Annotated in this window: 16 protein-coding genes; 13 read left to right on the top strand and 3 right to left on the bottom strand. The window is 63.9% G+C overall.

Features of this window, described 5'->3' with window-relative positions:
* Positions 1–10: 10 nt before the first annotated feature.
* Positions 11–1573 (bottom strand): type VI secretion system contractile sheath large subunit, encoded by a 1563-nt coding sequence (tssC, locus tag AC1DEL_RS02245; protein ID WP_477125021.1) that lies wholly within the window; start codon positions 1571–1573, stop codon positions 11–13.
* A gap of 23 nt (positions 1574–1596) precedes the next feature.
* Positions 1597–2112: a type VI secretion system contractile sheath small subunit gene (gene tssB, locus AC1DEL_RS02240; protein ID WP_441591374.1), complete on the bottom strand. Its 516-nt coding sequence runs from the start codon at positions 2110–2112 to the stop codon at positions 1597–1599.
* A 293-nt stretch (positions 2113–2405) separates the two neighbouring features.
* On the opposite strand from tssB, the gene AC1DEL_RS02235 reads away from it, so the two are divergent.
* From AC1DEL_RS02235 to AC1DEL_RS02185, 11 genes are all read left to right on the top strand, one after another.
* A complete protein-coding gene (locus tag AC1DEL_RS02235) occupies positions 2406–4730 on the top strand; it encodes a type VI secretion system Vgr family protein (protein ID WP_477125022.1) in 2325 nt (774 codons plus the stop codon).
* 57 nt (positions 4731–4787) lie between these two features.
* Complete coding sequence (locus tag AC1DEL_RS02230) at positions 4788–7025, top strand: peptidase M23 (protein WP_477113721.1); 2238 nt, start codon at positions 4788–4790, stop codon at positions 7023–7025.
* A gap of 1 nt (position 7026) precedes the next feature.
* Positions 7027–7671: a hypothetical protein gene (locus tag AC1DEL_RS02225; protein ID WP_477113720.1), complete on the top strand. Its 645-nt coding sequence runs from the start codon at positions 7027–7029 to the stop codon at positions 7669–7671.
* The gene (locus AC1DEL_RS02220; RefSeq protein WP_477108548.1) at positions 7671–7928 is read left to right on the top strand and encodes a PAAR domain-containing protein; all 258 of its coding nucleotides are present in this window, start codon (positions 7671–7673) and stop codon (positions 7926–7928) included. The genes AC1DEL_RS02225 and AC1DEL_RS02220 overlap by 1 nt, the downstream gene beginning before the upstream one ends.
* Before the next feature lie 3 nt (positions 7929–7931).
* Positions 7932–9194: a hypothetical protein gene (locus tag AC1DEL_RS02215; RefSeq protein WP_477113719.1), complete on the top strand. Its 1263-nt coding sequence runs from the start codon at positions 7932–7934 to the stop codon at positions 9192–9194.
* 850 nt (positions 9195–10044) lie between these two features.
* The gene (locus AC1DEL_RS02210; RefSeq protein ID WP_477125023.1) at positions 10045–12621 is read left to right on the top strand and encodes an ImcF-related family protein; all 2577 of its coding nucleotides are present in this window, start codon (positions 10045–10047) and stop codon (positions 12619–12621) included.
* Positions 12614–14179 carry a type VI secretion system protein TssA gene (gene tssA / locus AC1DEL_RS02205; RefSeq protein ID WP_477125024.1) on the top strand — a complete coding sequence of 522 codons (1566 nt, stop codon included), beginning with the start codon at positions 12614–12616 and terminating at the stop codon, positions 14177–14179. The genes AC1DEL_RS02210 and tssA overlap by 8 nt, the downstream gene beginning before the upstream one ends.
* 12 nt (positions 14180–14191) lie before the next feature.
* Positions 14192–16036 carry a type VI secretion system baseplate subunit TssF gene (tssF, locus tag AC1DEL_RS02200; protein WP_477125025.1) on the top strand — a complete coding sequence of 615 codons (1845 nt, stop codon included), beginning with the start codon at positions 14192–14194 and terminating at the stop codon, positions 16034–16036.
* Positions 16037–16110: 74 nt separating this feature from the next.
* A complete protein-coding gene (gene tssG / locus AC1DEL_RS02195; RefSeq protein ID WP_477125143.1) occupies positions 16111–17091 on the top strand; it encodes a type VI secretion system baseplate subunit TssG in 981 nt (326 codons plus the stop codon).
* 17 nt (positions 17092–17108) lie between these two features.
* Positions 17109–17639: a type VI secretion system lipoprotein TssJ gene (gene tssJ, locus AC1DEL_RS02190; protein WP_477105119.1), complete on the top strand. Its 531-nt coding sequence runs from the start codon at positions 17109–17111 to the stop codon at positions 17637–17639.
* Between the two features lie 102 nt (positions 17640–17741).
* Positions 17742–18506 (top strand): sulfite exporter TauE/SafE family protein, encoded by a 765-nt coding sequence (locus AC1DEL_RS02185; protein WP_441591349.1) that lies wholly within the window; start codon positions 17742–17744, stop codon positions 18504–18506.
* On the opposite strand, the gene AC1DEL_RS02180 is transcribed toward AC1DEL_RS02185, so the two are convergent.
* Entirely contained in the window at positions 18503–19132 is a 630-nt protein-coding gene (locus tag AC1DEL_RS02180) for a DUF938 domain-containing protein (RefSeq protein WP_441591348.1), read from the bottom strand. The genes AC1DEL_RS02185 and AC1DEL_RS02180 overlap by 4 nt on opposite strands.
* A 147-nt stretch (positions 19133–19279) precedes the next feature.
* Here AC1DEL_RS02180 and AC1DEL_RS02175 point away from each other — a divergent pair, with 147 nt between their 5' ends.
* A complete protein-coding gene (locus tag AC1DEL_RS02175; protein WP_092293529.1) occupies positions 19280–19885 on the top strand; it encodes an IMPACT family protein in 606 nt (201 codons plus the stop codon).
* Positions 19878–20192, top strand: a complete 315-nt coding sequence (locus AC1DEL_RS02170; RefSeq protein WP_092293531.1) for a 2Fe-2S iron-sulfur cluster-binding protein — start codon at positions 19878–19880, stop codon at positions 20190–20192. The genes AC1DEL_RS02175 and AC1DEL_RS02170 overlap by 8 nt, the downstream gene beginning before the upstream one ends.
* Positions 20193–20205 lie beyond the last annotated feature (13 nt).

Below are 20205 nucleotides of genomic sequence, written 5' to 3'. Positions count from 1 at the left end.
CGATTCCGCTTCAGTTCTTCGCCTTGGGCATCTGCGAGACGAGCGACAGGTTGATGTCCATCCCCTCGATCTGGAAATGCGGCACGATGAACAGCTTCACGCGGAAGAAGCCCGGGTTGTCTTCGATATCCTCGACAATGACCCGCGCGTCGCGCAGCGGGTGCGATGCCTGCAGTTCGTCGCCCGGATCGGTCATCTCGGTCACGAGCGTCTTGATCCAGCTGTTCAACTCCAACTCGAGGAGGCGGCGGTCCTTGGTGGTGCCGATGTTCTCGCGCTGGATCAGCTTCAGGTAATGCGCAATGCGCGACAGCAGGAAGATGTACGGCAGGCGCGCGTTGACACGGCTGTTGGCGGTGGCCTCCTTGGTGTCATACAGCGCCGGCTTCTGGGTCGAATGCGCCGAGAAGAAGCACGCGAAATCGTGATTCTTGTAGTACGACAGCGGGATGAAGCCGAGGTTGGCGAACTCGAACTCGCGCGTTTCCGGAATCAACACCTCGGTCGGGATCTTGGCCTGGTTGCCGGTGCCCAGGTCATAGAGGTGAATCGGCAGGTCCTCGACCAGACCGCCAGCCTGCGGGCCCCGGATCTGCACGCACCAGCCGTTCTTGATGAAGCTCTGCACCATGTTCGCGGCGAACGAGAACGATGCATTGGCCCAGAGGTAACGGTTGTGATCCGGCCCCTTGACCGCCTCCGTATAGTTGAACGCGCGGACCGGCACGGTATCCGGGCCGTACGGCAGCCGCGCCAGGAAGCGGGGTAGCGTCAGGCCGATATAGCGTGCGTCGTCGGATTCGCGGAAGCTCTTCCACTTCAGGTACTCGGCGCGGTCGAAGTAGTTGCCGATGTCGCGGATCGCCGCCACGTCCTCCATCGACGTCTTGCCAAAGAACTCCGGCGCCACCGCACCCACGAACGGCATGTGCGCAGCCGCCGACACCTTCGAGATATTGCGCAGCAGGGCGATATCCTGTGGGCTACGGTCGAACGCGTAGTTGGAGATGATCGAGCCGATTGGCTCGCCGCCCGGCGTGTCGTACTCCTGGATATAGGTGTGCAGGTACAGGCCGCTCTGGATCACCTCGGGGGTGTCCTCGAAGTCCTGGCGCAGCGCTTCCTTCGAGACGTCGAGCACCTCGATCTTCACGTTCTTGCGGAAATCGGTGCGATCGACCAGGAATTTCAGGCCGCGCCAGGCCGATTCGATCTCCTGGAAGGTCTCGTGATGCATGATTGCATCGAGCTGCCGGCTGATCTTCTCGTCCAGATGGGCGATGTGGAAGTCGAGCAGGCTCTTGTCGAGCCGGTCCACCTGCTGTGACGAATCCTGGATCATCTTCAGGAACACGTGCATGGCCTGCGCCACGCGCTCGTCGAGCGAAGATTCGGACAGCGCGTCTGCGCTCTGGAACGACTCCACCGGCCGCGTGCTACGGACCGGCGACAGGTTGATCTTCTCGCAGAGCGCTTCATAGACGCTCTTGCCCGGCGCGTCGAGGACGACGGCAGCGGCGGCGCTATCGGCGGCGCTATGGGTACGTGCAGACAGTTCTGGCTTCTTTTCCATGGAAAAAATCCTCGGGTAACGGGTTACTGGGCGGAGGCCGGAGCCGGGGCGGCCTGGCCAATCTTCTGCAGATCGGCGCGCAGGCGCTCGGACAGCCCGGGGTCCTTGAGGATCTTCTCGAGCTCGCGGCGAAACATCGCGTTGTCGAGCAGGTTCGACTTGAGATCGCGCAGCAGATTGCGCGCCGCCATCAGCGCGCGCAGCTCGGGCACCTTGCCGGCGACTACCTCCGGCTTGAAGTCATCCATGGAATGGAAGTCGAGATCAACGGGCAGCTCGGAGCCATCGGCGGCGAGCGTGTTCTCGACGGCAATCTTCGCCCGCGGATTGAAGTCCGCCAGGACCGCATTGAAGTTGTTCTTGTTGATGGAAACCTTCTCCCGCTCCGCCAGCGCGCGGGTGTCCTGCCCATTACTGTAGTCGCCCATCACCAGCAGCTTCAGTGGCAATTCCACCTTCTTCTGCGCGCCGCCGGTATGCAAATCCAGCTTGATGTTGACCCGCGCCTTGGGCACTTCGTTCTGGAAGCTCTCTGCCATTCTCGATTCCTTCTCCAACAGGTTTTCAATCCGCACGGCACTCGATTCGTCGATCGCCGCATGGCCGGTAGACACGCAAGTGCGGGAGACTATCTTTTTTATTTCCCACTGTATTTAGGTGACTTCCTAAAATTCATCGGATTTTTGATCTTTTTTATCTAAATCAATAATTCGATCCAGTCCTATTTTCCTGAAAGCCACAAGACGGTAAGGTGCGGCGCGCAGGAGCATGTCGCTTGCGAAGCGGCACGCCTGACCTGTTACGCCGGATTGCCCGGCCTTGGAGAGAGACGATGTCGGGTGGGGTTGCAACACTGAAGGCATACGGGGAAGCGCTGCTCAAGGGACTGGGCGGTGGCCAGCAGTCTTACTTCCTGAAGGTGCCGGGCGCGGAGACCGCCGTGGGTCTGTCGGTGGTGTCGTTCGAAGCGGTGGAGAAGCTCGGCGCTCCCTACGCCGTCACTGTCCAGCTTACGCATCCGCTGGAGCTTGAGCGCGCCAGCTACCTCGGCAAGCCCGCGACATTCGAGATCGACCCTGGTGATGGCACCGAGCCGCGCAAGTTCGCGGGTTGCATCACGCAGTTCTCCAAGACGAAGCAGACGCAGGATTTTCACGGCTACCAGATGGTGGTGGAACCGCTAGTGGCACGGCTTCGGCTGACCCAATCCACCCGCATCTACCAGCACCAGACCGCGCCCCAGATCATCGAGGCGATCCTGCGGCGGCACGAACTGGTTGGTCACCAGTTCGCTTTCAAGCTTCGGCGCGAGTACCCGCAGCACCCGTTCCGCTTGCAGTACCAGATGTCCGATTGGGACTTCATCCGGCTACTGATGGAGCAGGAAGGGCTCTATTCCTATTTCCTGCCGGGGAAATTCGGCGAGATGGTGGTGTTTGGCGACGACATCGACCATTACCTCTACAAGCCTGAATTGCGTGTGCCCTATCGGGAATCGGCCGGGCTTGAGGCCGGCATCGAAGCCGTCTTTGGCATTCGTACTAATGCTAAAACGGTCCCCGAATCGTTCCTCGTGGCAGATTACAACCCGGATCTGGCATGGGAACCCTTGAAGGGCGAAGCCAACGTCGCGAGGAAGGACAAGACCACTTACGGGCAACCGTATGTCTTCGGTACGCATCACCTTGATTTCGATGGTGCCAAATGGGAAGCGCAGCTTCGTCATGAGGCGGCGATGGCGTCTCAGGTCGAATACGAGGGCGAGAGCAACGTCCTGGAACTGCGTCCGGCGCGGATCCTGAGAATGGATCTCGACTTGCCCGACGCCCCAAACGGGCAGGTCATCACCGAAGTCACCCACACCGGCGCGCGCGATGCGGCGTATCGCAATACCTTCAAATCGATCCCATCCGATCGTCGCTTCCGGCTGCCGCTGGATGAGGCCAACTGGCCAAAGATCGCAGGCACGCTGAGCGCCCGCATTACCTCACCCAGCCAATACACGTACGCCTACCTGACGCAGCAGGGCTACTACACCGTCCGCTTCGACTTCGATTTCGAGAAATGGCCCGGTGGTGGTGAGTGCGTGCCACTGCGGCTGGCAAAGCCATTCGCCGGGGCATTCCAGACAGGCTTCCACTTTCCACTAATCGACGGCACCGAAGCCGCCATCGCGTTCCGGGACGGGAACCCGAACAAGCCCTACATCGCTCATGTTCACCACAACAGCCGCCAGACGGACCTGATCACCAATCATGACCGCTGGCTGTCGCGCAACGTCATCCGCACGCAAAGCGACAACAAGCTCGAGTTCGAGGACTGGGAGGGCCAGGAGCACGTCAAGCTGTCCACGGAGCATTCCGGCAAATCGCAGCTGACACTTGGCCATATGGTGGATGGGAAGTGGAGGAAGCGGGGGGAGGGGTTCGAGTTGCGGACCGATGCGGCGGGCAGCATCAGGAGCAAGGGACTCCTACTGAGTGCCGACGTCCGCAAGCGCGGTACCGGGCATCAGCTTGACATGCAGGAGGCGCTGTCCGAACTGCGTCTGGCGCTAGACCGAGTATCAGCGCTGGCGCACGCGACGACACAGGCTGGCGCGACACCGGCGGACAACACCACCCAGTCGGAACTACTTTCGGCCATGGACCAACTTAGGGGCGCAGGCATTCTCGCGACTGCACCCGGTGGAATTGCTTTCCTTACGCCCGAATCGATTCAGCATAGCGCAAGTGGAAACGTCATCTTGACATCCGGCAAACAGATCGATGTGAGCGCCGTGAGACGCTTCGCTGTCGCAGCCGGCGAATTAATCTCGTTATGCGCCCACAAGTTGGGGGTCAAGCTATTTGCTGCAAAGGGAAAAGTCGAAATCCAGGCGCAGACCGACGCGCTTGACTTGTTTTCCGCCAAGCGGTTGCACATTGCCAGCGCAGACGACGACGTCGTTGTGTCTGCACAAGGAAAACTCACCCTAATGTGCGATGGCGCCTACATCAGACTGGAGGGCGGAAGCATTGAAATCGGATGCCCGGGCGACTTCAACATCAAAAGCGCGTCCTTCAGCTATTCCGGGCCCGACAGGCTGGATGCTGTCTTACCTGTCTTGCCGATCAGTGAGCCGTTGTCCATCGGCAAATACCGCTTATCCGTCTAACACGCCATGATCATTAGTCCTCCGTTTCTACCTCTCACCGACAGTGCATCGGACCTGATGGATTGGGCCGATCGCCGCGAACAGCTTCATGGAACATATCCGATCTGCTCCGACCGGCGTTGGCACGGCGGCTGTCACTTGGCACCCGAACATCAGAACGATCCTGTGAGAGCGATTGCAGATGGGGAGGTTGTGGCCTATCGCGTCTGCCAGCACCCCGAAGGGCACGAGGGAGAAATCAGGGACACCAACACCGGATTCGTGCTTTTGCGGCATGAGAGCGAGACCGGTGAAGGGCGCGTGCTCCGATACTACTCCCTCTATATGCACCTTCGTCACCTCGGTGGATATGGCGGCAACTGCGATCCAGCTCGCCTGCCCGACTGGTTGCGCATGCCAACGGAGGCGAAAGCAGGCAAGGGCAAGCGAGTCCACCGAAAGGAGATACTAGGCTGGACAGGGCGATGCGATGGAGCCATGTATCTTCATTTCGAGATCTTCATGACAACGGCGGATTTCGAGACCTATTTCAGTGGCACGCAGCTTGGTCAGGCAGCGCCGACGACGCCATCTGGGACGGACTATTGGGGAAACAGCTATTACGTTTTGCCCAGAGGCACTCCGATTCTCCCGCAACCACCCGGCACGATAGGAAACAGGTTAAAGGGCATTGATTTTCCTCCGCTGAAGGGTATTGCGGCGACCGAGCGGGAGCTTTACATCGAAGTCTGTTTCCATCTCGGGAAGAAGGTTACTCGCGTATGGCGCGATAACGGAAATGGTGTGCGTACGCTCCTGACCACAGCTCCTATTAAGGAGACAGACTACGAGTACAACATGCATCAGCGTGCCTCCTCGTTATACCCGGCCTGCCCTAGCGACGGGTACGAGCTGTTGCGCTTTGGAAGAATTTTAAGCCGGCCGGCAACGCTACCATCGGCTGCGAGGACAACTTGGTTTCGCGTTGCGTTCGATGAGAACGCGGAAGGGTATGTTGATGTCAACGATCCACGTATCCAAAAACTCTCTGACGCAGATTTTCCTATATTCGCAGGATGGCAAACGGTACGCGAGACAACCGGTCCGTTCACACAGGATGGCCTGTGCGATATCGAGTCACTTAAGGCACTACTTAAGCAAAAAAACCCTGAACACAACCCGTATATAGGAACGTCCGCGGACAAGGAACTGCGCTACTACGTGCACATGGGCGACGACGTAAAAAGGAAGCTAAAAGGGTTAGTTTGCGAAATGCCATCGGAGTGGGACGGCACGAACAACGACGCACGCTATCGCAAAATCAAGGAAAGGGGAGAGTTCTACGCCGGCAATGAAAGCGGCTACGAAAGGTTCATTAGACTACATGAGAAGTGCCAGTTTTGGGGTAAAACAGGCTTGCCACCTACGGCGTCGGATCGGCTTTGGTTCTTCCACCCCCTAAGCTTTATCAGACATTTTCGCAAATGTGCGTGGCTTGGTTCAAAAGAGTTCGCTCAGATATATCCGAACAAGTCCCATCCGAAAACGGATTTGGAAAGCCTCCGCGCAGAGTATCTCACTCCCCTCAATTTCGCAACGAGGAAGTTTGGCATTACCACGCCTACGCGGCTAGCGCATTTCCTTGGACAAGGCGCAGTGGAAAGTGCACATCTCACGCAGATGCAGGAACTCAGTATGACCGGGGATATGAAGCCCGACGGTTTATATGGCAGCGAATTGAATCGCCTCTCGCGATCACGTGAATCTGACCTCGGCCATTGGTATGGAGAGCACCCAGCAGAGCACGACCCTTGGTATGGGTCAACAAAGTTCAACAGCAAGGGAACACGTATTGCTAGCTCCTACGACTGGAGGAATGGAAACTGCGATTTCGAGGATGCACAGAAGTTCCGAGGCCGTGGATTCAAACAGCTTACCGGGAGGAGTAATTATGCCGACTACTGGGTATTTCGAGGATGGAATTCCGAAGAATTCTCTCGCAGTTGGTGGACCGACCCCTCGTTCAAAGCAAAAAATCGAACAGGGATGAAATTGAAGCCAATCGTTATAAATAACCCACACCGGGTGGCCCTGCCGGAAAATTGTATAGATAGCGGGGCTTTCTATATGAGATTTTGCCGTCCCAACGTCTTTATTAATATCGACAAGGATAGATCTTCTCTCGCATTCTCTGCCGTGGCTATTTCCGCTGAGAAGAAAATTTCCACCGCGGTCACAGTATCCATTAACGGCGGAAGACTCGCTGAAGACGAACGTTTTAAATTTACTCGTGCCGCAAAATTGATACTGGGTTGATATGAGCGACGCATTCCTTACCTCCGTCATTACAACATGCCTTCTGATTCCAGCGCTTTCATGCGCAGCCACTGAATATGAGGCCTCGGGGGATAAAATCACCATACGTACTGACGGCTCGTCCCAAACATGCTTGTTGTCCGATTCAGCAAATTTCGCTACGACAAGTCACGACGGATCAGCAGTGATTATTTCCGCACGAGGGTACCTGAGCCGAGAAAATTTGGAGAACTGCGAGATTGATGTGCCTGTCCGTGTGAACACGATTCCGGAAGGGGTTGGATTTCTGACGGACATTAACTTAGAAAAGGAAATCTATATTTCCTTGGATTTCGTAAGTGTGCGACCGTTCTTATATCTAGCAACGGTCGCTCGCATCGGCACGACCAAAAATCTCGTATCAATTGCGGGATCATATTCACCCAACAAGCGAATGTCTGAGTTGACAAAGCATGCCTTTCAGAATGATGGAATTGCAGGGTCTTCGATCATATCTCCGAGCGGAGATTATGTTGCCCCATCGGGTTCAATCGACTGCGATCCGCAGGCGTTTCCGGGAGTGTGGGACGTCAAACACAACAAACGTGTGTTCGCGACACCTGAGGTTTGTAGCGAGTTGTTTAGGAAATCGAGAGGAAGAAATTAATGCGCGGAGCGGTCAGAGTCAGCGACAAACTCGAGAACGGCGGAACGGTGTTAGCCGGTTCCAGCGCCATGGTGTTCATGGGTCGTGGCATCGCACGGCAAGGAGATCCGGCGCGATGCAACGTTCATGGCGACACCTGTATCGCCGAAGGCGATCGCGCCTTCACCGATAAAGGCAAACCCATCGCGCTGCATCTCCATAAATGCGCGTGTGGCTGTCGCCTGATCTCGTCGCTTATGACGGCAGGGAAGGGGTAAGCCATGCCAATCGACTATGCCAAAGCCGGCTCCGACATGATGTTTCCCGATCGAACCCGTCCACGGCAATGGGTATTGCTCTGGGCACTTTGCACGGCAATGGGAGCGGCAGTCGTCGTGCTCTTGTGGCCAACCGGGAGGCCCGCACAGGGCCCCCAATTCTGGTTCGCCATCCTCGCTGCGCCCCAGATCGTTTTTGCATTAGTGCTGGGATGGTTTCGTCACAGCTATGAAAGCGCGTATCTGGCGGCGCTGTATCACAACCAACATCGGGAGGAATACCTGCACCGGTTGGTTTCACGCTCGCAAGTGCCGTTGCATATTATCGCATCGTCTCACTGTGTACCGAGTCCGGACCTGTCCCTTGTCGACGTTCTGCACCCGGGTAAGGTGCAACTCGCAGCGCGGCCCGTGCGTATGGGTGCCGATTTGGTACGTCATAGCCCGTTGCCAGAATGGGACGAGGAATTGAATGTATCCAAGCAAGAGGGCGCCGATGCGACGGTGCTAGATCGCTTCGATGTGCTCCTGGAGAAGCTCCTGAATCCTGTCTTGGATACCCTCGTAGCATTGCATCGGCATGGTGGTCGCTACGCCCCCGAAATCCGGCTGATCAACGGCACGTCAGCGACAGCAAAGGACCGTTTGCAGCAACTGCGGCGCGTCTTGGACGCGAATGGCTTGACGGATCTCGATGCGCTTGTTGTCGACACCACGAGTATCCAATCGCTCCTGCTCGCGGATGAGTGGCTGGACCGCGAACCATCGACGCCCTTGCTCTTGCTCGCCACACAACTGCATGAATTCCCCCCGAAAGAGAGCGCCGAAGCGGGCGCAGCGCTGCTGATGGTTCCAGACAGCCTGGCACTTCCGAGTGATGTGCATTCAGTCGGCAGGCTCCATCGCCCCGTGACATGCCCATTGAGCGCACTGACGGAAGGGTTCGCCGAGGCACTCCGTGCAGGCTCCACCTCCCCAAGTGCGATCAAGCGCCTGTGGATCGCTGGCGTCGAAAGCGATGCGGATGCGGCCGTCGCGAGGGGCTTGGCGGACGCCGGTCTCACCCAACTATCAGACCCCGGCAGTCAGCATCACCTTGATCGCATTCTCGGTCATGCAGGCGCGGCGGCGGGATGGATCGCCGTTTGTGGTGCGATCGAATCGGAGGACACCGGCCCCCAGCTGGTATTGACCGAAGGGGGCGACATGCAGCTCGCCGTCGTCTATTCAGTGGCAAGGAAATTGGAATCAGATGTCAATGTCTAGCGATGTACCGCACCAAGGCACTGCAGGGGCAGCGCCGATCCTCTCATGGGGCTTCCTGTTGGTCGTGGCGTCGTTGGCCATATTCGGCTTGGCCGCAATCTGGCTTTGGGGCGATGACCTGGGCTGGCCGACCACTGCGTCGAAGAAGACGGCCACGCTGTGGCTCGTTGCGATCGTGACATCGGCGATGGCGATTCATGCGCTCGCTTCTCGCGTGGGTGCCTATCGGGCCGCAGGTTGGCTGTTTCGACAGCGGACTAACATCGGTCGGACGTCAGACACCAAGACGAGTGCAAGCCCGGCTTCGCGGCTGCGTGATCTTCGGAACGAGCTATCCCGCGACCACGGATACCGTTGGCGGCATCGCCAGCCCTGGCTGCTGCTGACTGGAGATGATACGGCGATTGCGCGACTCGTTCCCAATGCCGAGGAACGCCGCTGGACGGTCACCCCCAACGCGGTACTGCTGTGGCATCGGCCGACCGAGGCTGGCCAAGCGGACGCCGACTGGCTGAAGCAAGTGTGCCGGCTGCGACGCCATCGCCCGGTGGACGCAATTGTGCTGATTACTAATGGCGGGGAGGAAGGGAAACCGTCATCACAAGGTGGCACACATCGGCACGTCGCTTCATTAACCCACATCGGGAGGGTGCTGCGCTGGTCCGCGCCGGTCTACGCGCTTGACATTACGCAATCGCATGCCACGGCCAAGCCCGATGCAGCGGTGGTCGCTTGCGAATGGAGCCAATTTGCGGATGCCGAAGCCTGCAAGAGATCGTTGGAGACCCTACGCCACACCCTCGCCCGCCGTGGCACCGCACAGCTGACCGCTGACCACACAGACCGCTACATGGCGACCCTGTCCCAACAACTCGACAAGCGCATCAGCGAGTTGGCCGAATGGGCGGCGGGGCTGACGAATTCGCGCAGCAGCCCTGTTCCGCTTGCCGGGATGGTGTTTTCTCCCTATCCAAACTCCGATACCACCACCCACCTCCCCCTCTGGCAACACATCGCCGATTCCGCCCGCCGTCATCCCGGCCGGCGTGTCGGCTTCCATCCCGTTACCGTGCTCTCGACCATCGCCCTCGGCGCCATCGGGCTGTGGACGGCCGGGATGCTCCTTTCAGGCTTCCAGAACGCCCGCAACATCCACGCCACGCAGTGGGCTATCGATGCCAACGCATCCGAGTTGAGCCCAGCCGGGCGCCTCCGCTCGCTCGTCGCCCTCCAACACCAGATCGCACGCTACGAACCGCGCCCCGGTCATCACGCGCCGCTCACCACCCGCTTCGGCCTGAACCGCGACGCCGCCCTGCTTGCGGCCATGTGGAAGCCCTATGCGGCGGCCAGCCGCGAGCTTCTCGTCAGTCCGATTCAGCAGGATCTGGAGGATGTGCTCGTCGATCTCTCCCAGATGCCGGTGGATGGGCTCGACGCGCAGGCCAGCCAGTGGGCGCTGGACGGCCATCACACGCTCAAGACCTATCTGATGCTGGCCAACCCCGAGCGCGCCGAGCCAGACTTCCTCGGGCCGCAACTGGTCCGGCACTGGCAGACGGAGGCCCGTATCACGCCGGGCGAGCGGGACGATCTGGCGGAGCGGCTGCTCACGTTCCATGCCGCCCGCGTCAAGGCCCATCCCGACTGGCGCATCGAGGCGAGCCCCGAGCTGGTGGCCGGCGCGCGGCGCACGGTGCTGGCGGTCATCGGCCAGCGCAACGCGCAGGACACGATCTACCGCCAGGTGATCGATGGCATCGGCAACAAGTACGCGGATCAGACGCTGGTGTCGCTCACCCCCGGCACCGACGCGCGCGGGCTGGTCCGAGCCAATGCGCTGGTGCCCGGCGCCTACACCCGGCAGGCCTACGAGGGCCACGTGGCCGAAGCCATCGCGCGGGCCGCCAAGCGCACGGAAGTCGCCAGCGATTGGGTGCTGTCAGACGGCAATGCCCAGCAGTCGGACAGCCCAAATGACTTGCAGGCCACGCTCATCGCCCAGTATTTCGCCGATTACGCCGAGCAGTGGCAGCGCTTCATGAACAGCCTCCAGTGGGAGCCCGCGCCCACGTTGCCGGCAGCCATCGACCAGTTGAAGCTGATGGCCGATGCGCGGCAGTCGCCTGTAATCGCGCTAATGAAGTCACTCGATTACCAGGGCGGCGCGGGCGCGCGGAAGGACTCGCTGTCCGACACGCTCGTCGCCAAGGCGCAGGACATGCTCGGCAAGAAGGCAGCCAGCGCCGGGATCGTCAAGCCCGACACCGCCGGCCCGCTGGGCTCGACCTTCGGACCCATCCAGCGGCTGATGGCCGTTGGTGAAGGTGCCGGCGGCGACATGAGCCTGCAGCGCTTCCTCGATCGCGCGACGGCCCTGCGGTTGCGGCTCCAGCAGGTCAGCCACAGCCCGGACGCCGACGCCCAGGCCCGCCAGATGGCGCAGGCGCTGTTCCAGGGCAAGGGCTCGGAGTTGGCCGATACCCAGGCGTACGCGCAACTGATTGCCGCAAGCCTCGGCGCCGAGTGGGCCGGGATGGGGGAGGCGCTGTTCGTGCGTCCCATCGCCCAGGCGACCCAGACCGTGCTCCAGCCGGCGCAGGCCAGCCTGAACGCCGCCTGGCGAGACAGCATCGCCATGGCATGGGGCCGCGCCTTCGCCGGCCGCTACCCGTTTGCGGATACCGCCAACGACGCCTCGCTGCCGGAACTGGCCCGCTTCCTGCGTCCGCAGGGCGGGCTGATCCACGGCTTTCTCACGGCCCAGCTCGCCGGCGTGCTCGAACTGCAGGGCGATGCGTGGCAGCCGGCGGCGTCGGGCGGGCACGCGCTCGCGTTCGATCCGGCCTTCCTTGCGGCGATCAACCGGCTCCAGCGCATCGGCACGCGGCTGCTCACGCAAGGCGAGCCCCGCTACCAGTTCGAGATGAAGCCGATTCCCACGCCGGGCCTGACCGATACGCTACTGACCCTCGACGGCCAGACCCTCCACTACTACAACCAGCGCGAACACTGGCAAGCCATGACGTGGCCGGCGAGCAACCTGGAGAACCCCGGCACCCGGCTCCAGTGGCAGGCCGAGACGGCCGGCACCAACAAGCACTATGAGTTCACCGGACGATGGGGCCTCGTCAGGATGCTCGAGCGGGCCAGCATCGAGCCGATCGACAGCGCCACGTTCCAGCTCACATGGCAGGGCCAGCCGGATTGCCCCGTCGTGGCTGCGGCGCCGGACCCCGACAGCCTCACCGCGCGCCCGGCCATGCAGCCGCCGGCCAAGGACGTCACCTACCCCATCCGCTACCAGTTGCGCACCGAGCTTGGCCATGGGCCGCTCGAACTGCTCTCGCTGCGCGATTTCGTGCTGCCGTCCCGGATCTTCCTCGACAAGCCCCAACCATCCACCACCAAGGGGAACGATGTTTAACCAGTTGCTCAACGCGCTGTTCGGCACGCGCGCGCCGTCGGATCTGGCCCGGGCGGCCATCGCGCGATGGGAACCGTGGCTGCGGCCCATCCGCCCCGATGCGCCCGCCGGGGACGACCCAGGCTACGACGACGACTTCCTCGCCATCAAGGACGAAGTCGCCAAGCTGTCCGATGTCAACGACACGCTGATTGTCGAGACGGCGGAGCGTCTGCTCCAGGGCACCGCCAAGGATGCGCGGCTCGCCGCCTACTATCTCTACGCGCGCATGCGGCGGGACGGTGCGGAGGGCATCGCGTCCGGCTTCGAGCTGCTGGCGGCGCTGGTGGACCGCTTCGGCACGCAACTGCTGCCCGTCCGGGCCGAAAGCCGCAAGGCGTCGCTCGAATGGCTCGCCAGCGCAACGTTCACGGATCGGCTCGACCGCGTGCACGGGCTGACCGGGCTGCCGCTGGAGCGCACGCTGTCGGCGCTGGCGCTGATCCTCGAGCGCACCGCGCAGTGGCCGGAGGCCGCCCGGCCGGCGCTGGACGCCCTCTTCCGGCGCTTCGAGGGCCGCGTGGAATCGCCCGCCGCCCATGACTCTGGCGCCGAGCCCGCGTCACCTGCAACGCCGATGGCGCTGCCCGCAGGCGACGTTTCCTCCTCGCGCGACCTGCTCGACCGCGCGCGCCAGATGGCCACGTTCCTGCGCGAGCAGCCGCAGGGCTATCTGGCCGCGTACCGGCTCATGCGCTGCGTCCGTTGGGACACCCTGACGGAGGCGCCGCCGCACGAGCCCAGCGGCAAGACGCGGCTGGTCGCCCCGCGCGCCGAGCTACGCGCCCAGCTCAAGCGCCTGCTGTTGCAGAAGCAGTGGCCGGAGTTGCTCGATCGACTTGAACGCGCCTTTGCGGAGGGCGCCAACCATTTCTGGCTGGACCTCCAGTACTACGCCTTCACGGCGCAGGATCAGGCCGGCGGCGACTACGCGCGCGTCCGGGACCTGCTGGCCACCGACTGCGCGCTGATGCTGGAGCGGCTGCCCGGCATCGAGCAACTGAGCTTTGCCGATGGCACGCCATTCGCCGACGACACCACGCTCGAGTGGATCGCGCGCCACGCCACCGTGCGCGATGTCGAGCGAGGCGAGGCCGTCGCGCCGGTGTCGGTCTCATCCGCCAGCACCGACTGGGCGGAAACCGAGGCCCAGGCCATCGATCTCTCCGCGCAGCAGAGTCTGGACGTGGCGTTCGCGTGGCTGCAAGGGCTGCCTTTGCCCGATGGCGAGCGCGACCGCTTCATCCGTCAACTGGTGATGGCGCGCGTGGCCGCCCGCGCGGATCGCGCCGATACGGCGCTGCACCTGCTCGCCACGCTGGAAGCCACCGCCGCGCGCTTCCAGCTGGCCACGTGGGAGCCGGGCCTCGCGTTCGAGGCCAAGCAGCAACTGCTGCGGTTGCTCCGGGCGCGGCTGTCGCGCAAGGACGCCGACAAGCCCGCCATCGCCCACCGCATCGACACCCTGCTGGCCGATCTGATCGCCATCGACCCGGCGCGCGCCATCGCCACCGCCTAGCCTTTCCGAGACATGAAGCACCCGACCCAAGACAACGAGATCCTGCGCTACTACGAAGCGGAGATGCGCTACCTGCGCGAAGCGGGCACCGAGTTCGCCCGGGCCTACCCGGACCGCGCGCGCATGCTGAACCTGGACCGCATCGGCGAGCGCGACCCGCACGTCGAGCGGCTGTTCGAGGGCTTCGCCTTCCTGATGGGCCGCCTGCGTCACAAACTGGACGATGAACTGCCGGAATTGACCGAGGGCCTCGTCAGCATGCTGTGGCCCCACTACCTGCGCATGATCCCGTCGCTCTCGATCATCGAAATGGCGCCGGCCATGGGCACGCTGCAACGCCACGAGGTGCTGCCTGCCGGGCTGGAAGTCGTCTCCGACCCGGTTGCGCTGGGCGCGCAGCCGGGGCAAGGCCAGAGCAGTCAGGCCGACAGCGTTGCCTGCATCTACCGCACCACGCAGGCTGTAGACCTGTATCCGCTGCGCCTGACCGAAGCGGCCACCTATACCCGCGAGGACGGCCGCTCGGTGATCCGCCTGCGGCTGGCGTTGCAGGCGCAGGCCAAGATCGCGCTGCTGGAGGTGCCACGCCTGCGGCTGTTTCTCCATGCCGACCGCCCCTTGGCGCTCGCGCTCTATGCCGCGCTGACCGCCAAACCGGTGGCGATGCACGTCCGGGTGCCGGGTCACCCGGACGACCGCCCCGGCACGCCCCTCCCGATGCCGGGCCTGTCGCTGCGGCCCGCCGGCTTCGCGGCCGACGAGCGGCTGTGGCCCAAGCCGGACAACGCCTTCGGCGGCTACCAACTGATGCTCGAGTACTTCACGTTCCCCGAGAAGTTCATGTTCGTGGACCTCTTCGGGCTCGACCTCCCCGCCATCGCCCGGCTGGCGCCGGAGGCGGAACAGTTCGATGTCGAGGTCGTGCTCGCCCGGCCGTTCCCGGACGACCTGCGCTTCTCCGCCGAGAATGTGCGGCTGCATTGCGCGCCGATCATCAACCTGTTCGAACTCGAGGCTGACCCGGTCACGCTTACGCACTGCGAGACCGAGTACCGCGTGCGGGCGATGGCGCAGCATGGCCGGCATGTCGAGGCGTACTCGGTGGACACCGTGCGCGGCTTCGAGCCCGCCAGCGGCGAGCGCTTCGAGTACGCACCATTCGCGGCGTTCCGGCATCGCGGCGGCATGCTGCGGCACGAGATGCCCGAGCGCTACTTCCACACGCGCGTGCGGCGCGGGCCGTCAGGCCGGGTGGACACCTGGCTGGTGCTCGGCGGCCATGCCTGGGAGCAGCAGGACACGCTGCCCGAGGAAACGCTGTCCCTGTCCGTCACCGGCACCCACGGCATGCTGCCGCGCAAGGGCCTGCGCGAGGCTGGCATCACGCAGATGCGCGGTGGCTTCACCAACGTGGCGTCGATCCGCAACCTCACGGCGCCGACGCTGCCCGTCTATCCGCCCACCGGCGACCGCTTCCACTGGCGCGTGCTCTCGCATCTGGCGCCGAACTACCTCTCGCTGCTCGACGCGGAGGTGCTGCGCGGCACGCTGGCGCTCTATGACTGGACGGACGGCGAGACCAACCGGCAACGGATCGACGCCATCGCCGAGGTGCGGCACCGCCCCTTGCAAAAACTGGAGAGCGGCGGCCTGCTGCGCGGCGTGGAGATCGAGGTCTGGCTGGACAGCACGCGCTTTGCCGGCGCGGGCGACCTCGAACTGTTCGGCGAGATGCTGAACCGCTTCCTGTCGCTGTACGCCACGCTCAATCTCTACACGCGGCTCGTGATTGTCTCGCAACCGTCCGGACAGCGGCTGACGTGGCCGGACAGCAAGGGCCAGGGAGCGCCGTTTTGAACGCGCCGGAGACCGCGCCGGACAACCGGGCACCCCGCCGTCTGAGCGAGGCATTGCTGGCCGATGCCCCGCGCATGAACTTCTTCCGCCTGTGCGAGTTGATCGAGCTGGCGGCGCCAGGCCACCCGCCGCTCGGCACCACCGATTCGCCGGCCAATGAGCCGGTACGCTTCCGCTCGAACGGCCGGCTCGGCTTTCCGGGGCGCGAGATCGACGCCGTGGAGCGTGACCCGGACCACCCCGGCGCCCCGCCCGTAGTGCGCACCAACTTCCTGGGGTTGTATGGCGTCGATGCCCGTATGCCATCGTATTTCGTCGACGAAGTGGCCCAGCGGCGCGATGGCGCGGAGCCGCTGGCGGCCTTCCTCGACCTGTTCCACCACCGCATCGTCACGCAGTTCTATCGTGTGGCGCGCAAGTACCGCTACCCGCTGGGCTTCCGGCGCGACGGCGGCGACGAGGTATCCCGCTACCTGCTGAGCCTGCTCGGGCTCGGTCTTGGCGGGTCCGCCGTCAGCAACACCGTGCCCACCCAGAAGCTGCTGTCGATGCTGGGGCTGGCCAGCCAGCGCACCCGCACGGCCGAGGGCCTGGCCGGCGTGCTGCAACACGCGGTGCCAGACGCCGGCGTGCGCGTGGATGAGTTCCATCCGGTCTGGACCCGCCTGCCGGCCGGCGCCGACGAAGGCCGGCCGCTCGGGCAGAACTGCGTGCTCGGGCGCGGGTTTTTCGATCGCGCGAATGCCGTGCGGGTGGTCATCACGCCCCGCACGGCGGACCTCGTGCAGGGCCTGATGCCCGGCCACGCCCAGCACCGGGAGGTGATGGCCCTGTTGCGCTTCTACCTTGGGCACACCGCGCATGCCTGTATCGAAATGCACGTGCGCACGTCGCTGATGCCGGCGCCGGCGCTGAACGACGGGGCGGTGCGGCTGGGCTACTCCACCCAGCTGCCCGCGCCCGAGGAAGCCGTGACCCGGGTGCAACTGGGCATCTGGAACGGCATCGTCCAGCCCGCCGCCCGCCCCGAACGCCACTCCTCCAGCCACCACTAATCATGAAGACAAACACGATGAGACAGCCGTTCCGCACCGGGGCGATGTGCCTGTTCGCCACCCTCGCCACCAGCCTTGCCGGCTGCGGCATCGGCCAGGCCGTGAAAGACAACACCGTGGACGCCGCGAAGTGGGCCTTCACCACGCAGGTCAAGACGATGAATCTCGACCTCGCCAGCCGGTCGTCGCTGAACGCCACCGACGCCGGGAAATCGTTGTCGACGGTGGTCCGGGTCTACCAGTTGAAGACGCCCGACGCCTTCCGCGAACTGAGCTACGCCCAGCTCCAGACCAACGACCTGGCAGCGCTGAAGCCCGACCTGCTGGCGCAGCGCGATGTCGTCCTGCGCCCGGACGAGCGGGTCAGCCTGGCCGAGCCGATGCATGCCGATGCCGAGTTCGTCGGCATCGTCGCCCTGTTCCGCAACCCGGACGAGGCAGCCGGCTGGAAGCTGGTGGTGCCCCGGCGGCAATGGAAGCAGACCGATCCGGTCAGGGTGGAAGTGCGCGCCAATACGCTGGCGCTGACTGCGCCGGCGAAGGGGTAGTTAGCGGATCGCTAAAGGGTAGCCCCCGGGCGGCGGCCATGTATCCCCCAATGTCCGCGTATCATCGACGCTCTTCGCCCCCCTGATGCCCCCGGATTCACCATGCCTGACCATTCGTTGCTGTCTGCCCTGCTCATCTTCGGACTTGGAGGGCTGCTCGGCGGGGTCGGAGGCTTGTTCGGCATCGGCGGAGGGCTGATCGCCATTCCGGCCCTCGGCCTGCTCTACGGGATGGACCAGCAGCTCGCCCAGGGCACCTCGCTGGTGATGATCGCGCCCAACGTGGTCATCGGCTTCTGGCAGTACCGCAAGCGGGCCGATATCGAACTGCGCACCGCCATCGTGCTCGGCCTCTCGGCCGTGCTGGCCACCTACTTCTCCGCCCGGCTGGCCACCGCCATGGACGCCCAGCTCCTCCGCCGGATCTTCGCGATCTTCATGATCGGCCTTGCCCTGTATTTTTTGTGGCGCCTGATGCCCGGCCGGGCCGTGACCCAGCAGCAGGCGCGGCTGTCATCGCGCTGGATTCCGGCTGTGGGCGTGGTGGGTGGGCTCTTCTCGGGCTTCTTCAGCGTGGGCGGCGGCGTGGTAGCCGCGCCGGCGCTGGTCGGCCTGTTCGGCATGCGGCAGGCCGCCGCGCAGGGGCTGGCGCTGGCGCTGGTCACGCCGGGCGCCGTGGTCGCGCTGATGACCTATGCCCAGGCCGGGCATGTCGACTGGACCAGCGGTATCCCGCTCTCGCTCGGCGGCATGCTGACGATCTCCTGGGGCGTGGCGCTGGCGCACCGGATGCCGGAGCGCCGCCTGCGCGCCGCGTTCGCCGTCTGCCTGATCGTCACGGCGGTGATCATGCTCGTGCGCGGCTAGCCTGCCGCCGGCTTGCGGAAGACCAGGCTGAAGTTGTTCGCCGGCATCGGGATGGGCGCGTCGCAGGTCATGCCTTGGGCAGCCCCGAGGGCGATCACCGCTTCCATGTCGCGCACGCCCCATTCGGCATCGGCAGCACGCAGCTGCGCGTCGAAGGCTTCGTTGCTGGGCGCCGTGTGAGCGCCGTCGCGCTTGTAAGGGCCGTAGAGATAGAGCACGCCGCCCGGCCCGAGCCGCTTGCCGGCGCCGGCGAACAGCGCCTCGGCGGCCGCCCACGGCGAGATGTGGACCATATTGATACAGACGATGGCGGCCACGGCGTCGATGCCCCAGGGTTCCGCGCGCACGTCGAGGGCCAGCGGCGGCAGCACGTTCGTCGCCCCGGCGTGGGCCGCCCAGGCCGCGATCGACTCGCGCCAGGTGGCATCGGGGTCGCTCGGCTGCCAGGTGATGCCCGGCAGCGCGGCGGCAAAGTGCGCGGCGTGCTGGCCGGTGCCGCTGGCAATCTCGAGCACCGTGCCGCTGGCCGGCAGCACCTGGCGCAGCACGGCAAGGATCGGCTCCCGGTTGCGCTCGGTGGCAGGCGCCATGCGGCGCGCGGCGAGGTCGGGGGACGGGCGGTTCATGGGCGCTCCTGTTTTCGCGGGTGACAGGCGCAAGGGTAGCAGGCGCGGCGCCCCGGCGCGGTCAGACCCGGACGGCGCAGCGCCCCGGCTGCGCTACACTCCCCTCCTGCCCAGTCACCCCGCCGGTTTCGGCCGATTTTCGCCGCCTTGCCCACCTACACGCTTGCCACCCCCGTCCACTCGGACCTCGAGATCCGCAAGAGCCGCTTTATCGGCCTGGCCACGCCCGTGCCGGACCGCGAGGCCGCCATGGCAGTGCTCCAGGACCTGCGCGCGCAGCACCCGGGGGCCACGCATGTGTGTTGGGCGCTGCTGGCGGGTGGACAGTCGGGCATGTCCGATGACGGCGAGCCGTCTGGCACGGCGGGCCGGCCGATCCTCGAAGTGCTGCGCCACCATGATCTCGATGGCGTGCTGGCGGCGGTGATCCGCTACTACGGCGGGGTCAAGCTCGGCGCGGGTGGACTCGTGCGCGCCTATACCGATGCGATCGCCGCCGCGCTCAAGGACGCCGAGCGCGTCGAGCGCATCGCCTACGCCACGCTGGATGTCGAGGTGGACTATGCCGACGAACCGCGCGTGCGCCGCTGGATCGAATCGATGGCTGGCGAGGGCTGCATGCTGGCCGACACCCAGTACGGCGCGCTGGCCCGGCTGGTGATCCGCCTGCCGGCCACGCTGCGCGATTCCGCCATCGCCACCCTGCGCGACGCCACCCATGGCCGCGCCCAGTTTCCGGAAGCCGATGCCTGATCCGGACGACATCACCACCCACGACAGCGCCGAATTCACCGCCCGCGTGCTGCCCGGCGAGACGCACTACGCCGCGCCGGCCGCGCTGAGCCTGTTGGAGGCGGCCTTGCTCGAAGGCGTCGCCCTGCCCAGCTCCTGCCGCAACGGCACCTGCCGGGCCTGCATCAGCCAGCTTCACGCGGGGAGCGTGCGCTATCGGATCGAATGGCCGGGACTCAGTGCGGATGAAAAGGACGAGGGCCTGATCCTGCCGTGCGTGGCGTGTCCGACCAGCGACGTGGCCTTCGAGCCGGTCGGCACGAACTAAACCCCGGGGTAAG

The organism is Cupriavidus sp. 10L43_2, assembly GCF_056395265.1.
The sequence above is the reverse complement of the archived record's forward strand: the minus strand, read 5'-3'. Positions and strand labels throughout refer to the sequence as shown.